This window comes from Ensifer sp. Root954 (assembly GCF_001429005.1).
Lineage (GTDB): Bacteria > Pseudomonadota > Alphaproteobacteria > Rhizobiales > Rhizobiaceae > Ensifer > Ensifer adhaerens.
On the sequence record NZ_LMJM01000023.1, the window covers coordinates 247116 to 249584 of the forward strand.

The 2469-nt window shown below is 63.5% G+C and carries 2 protein-coding genes; both read left to right on the forward strand.

The window, feature by feature from the left end; translation table 11 throughout:
- The coding region (locus ASE71_RS36915) for a methyl-accepting chemotaxis protein (RefSeq protein WP_244497368.1) at positions 1 to 376 on the forward strand (376 nt) is incomplete at its 5' end.
- A gap of 330 nt (positions 377 to 706) precedes the next feature.
- A partial coding sequence (locus ASE71_RS15220; protein ID WP_244497373.1) for a methyl-accepting chemotaxis protein occupies positions 707 to 2469 on the forward strand: 1763 nt, incomplete at its 3' end.

The window sequence follows — 2469 nt, forward strand, 5'->3', positions numbered from 1 at the left end:
CAATGCGGCCAAGGAGATCAAGGCACTGATCACCACCTCCGGCAACCAGGTCCGCAACGGCGTGACCTTGGTCGGCGACACCGGCAAGGCACTGGAGACGATCGTCGCCGAAGTCCAGGAGATCAACAAGCACGTGAGCGCGATCGTGACCGCGACGCGCGAGCAGTCGACGGGCCTCCAGGAGATCAACACGGCGGTCAACACCATGGACCAGGGCACGCAACAGAACGCGGCCATGGTCGAGGAACAGACGGCGGCAAGCCATGGCCTGGCGTCGGAAGCAGCCTCGCTCAACGCACTGCTGGCCCAGTTTAACCTCGGCGATACGCAGAGCGTATACGCGGCAGCGACCAGCCACCGCCGCCGGGCAGCCTAGTCCTCGCCGACATTTGAGAAGCAAAAGGCCCGGGAGACCGGGCCTTTTCTTTGCGCAGTGCATCAGGATTCTCGCTTTTCACTGCAGGATCGCGAGTCATCCCCTTGTTTCTTAAGCTTTGATAAAGCGCTCGCGCATACCGTTTCTTCGCCGCGAAATGACTTCGCCCGCACGTCGCCTCCAGCATTCATCATCGCGATGTGCCCCAGACACCTGTCCCAATGCTCAGCGTGCCCGTCACGCAATCGATGATTTGGCCGCGCACGACCGCAACGGCGGAGGCGCGAGGGGAGACATACGGTGATCCTAAAGACTGCAACGGCAAGAAACATGTTCGCCATCGTGATGACCGGCCTGTTGACCTCCATGGTCACCGCCGCCGTCGTCTTCTGGCTCTCCTATCAGCAATTGCGCGAGCGCAGCATCGCCGAAATGACCAATGCCGCATCCGCAAGCGCGCGCAGCGTCGAGACGAAGTTTGCCGAGGCAAAGACGCTCGCAAACAACATCCGCTCCGCGCTCTATGCGGTAAAGGGCACCGGCGAGCCGTCGCGCGCCGAAATCGAAACCCTGATGAAACGCTGGATCGTCGACAATCCGCTTGCCGTCGGCATGAGCACCGGCTGGGAGCCGAACGCCTTCGACGGCAAGGACGCCGAATTCGTCGGCAAGCCCGGCCATGACGCGACCGGCCGCTTCGTTCCCTATATCGCCCGCTCCGGCGACAAGGTGATCCACGAGGCGCTGGCCGATTATGACAAGCCGGGTCCCGGCGACTACTACCAGATCCCGAAGAAGACCGGCCTCGACATGGTCACCGAGCCTTATGTCTACCCGATCAACGGCAAGGACGTGCTGATGACCTCGATCATGGTGCCGCTGAAGAAGGACGGTGCCTTCATCGGTGTGGTCGGCGTCGACATGGCGCTCGGCGAACTCTCGACCGAACTCGCCAAACTGAAGCCCTTCGGCACCGGTTTCGTCTCATTGCTCAGCAAAGATGGCAGCATCATCAGCCATCCGGATGCCAAGGTCCTCGGCAAGGTGCTGAAAGACACGCCGCTCGCGGGTGAGGGGTGGGGTGACCTCCTGAGCCACACCGGCCAGGCCTTCGCGCTGAAGCACACGGATGGCAGCGGGCATCTGGCCGTCGCCGTACCGGTCAACCTGCTGCCCGACACCGAATGGTACGTCGTGGTCTCGGTGCCCGAAGCCACGGTCTTTGCCGGCCTTTCGCATCTCGCGATGATTTCGATCGCCGTCATTGCCGTTGCCGCCGCGATCATGATCATCGTCGGTTGGACACTGGCGAGCCGCTTCCGCAAGCGCGTCGCCAATGTCATCGGCGTCACCGGCCAGATCGCCGCTGGCGAGACCGACGTCGACCTGTCCGAGGCCGAGCGCAAGGATGAGATCGGCGATCTCGCCCGGTCGCTGCGTGTCCTGCGCGATGCGACGATCGCCAAGATGCAGCTCGAAAGCGAGGCGGATGCGAACCGCTCGCTATCGGAACGCGAACGTCTGGAACGCGAAGCGCAGAAGGCGCGCGATGCGGCCGAAATCCAGCAGGCTGTAAACGGTCTCGCGACGGGCCTTGGCCGTCTTGCTGACGGCGATCTCGCCTACCGCATCGACAACCCCTTCGCCGATCGCCTCGACAGTCTCAGAGCCGACTTCAACAATTCGGTCACCAAGCTGCACGACACGCTCTGCGCTGTCGGTGCCAATGCCCGCGGCATCGACGCCGGCGCGACCGAGATCCGCTCGGCCGCCGACGATCTCGCCCGCCGCACGGAGCAGCAGGCAGCCTCGGTCGAAGAGACCGCCGCGGCACTCGAGGAGATCACCACGACGGTCAAGGACTCGGCTCGCCGCGCCGAAGAGGTTGGCGCGCTGGTCGCCCGTACTCGTGCCGGCGCTGAGAAGTCCGGCGAAGTCGTTGCCAACGCCGTAGACGCGATGCATGCGATCGAGAAGTCCTCGGGCGAGATCTCCAACATCATCGGCGTCATCGATGATATCGCCTTCCAGACGAACTTGCTCGCACTGAATGCCGGCGTCGAGGCGGCCCGTGCCGGTGAAGCCGGCAAGGG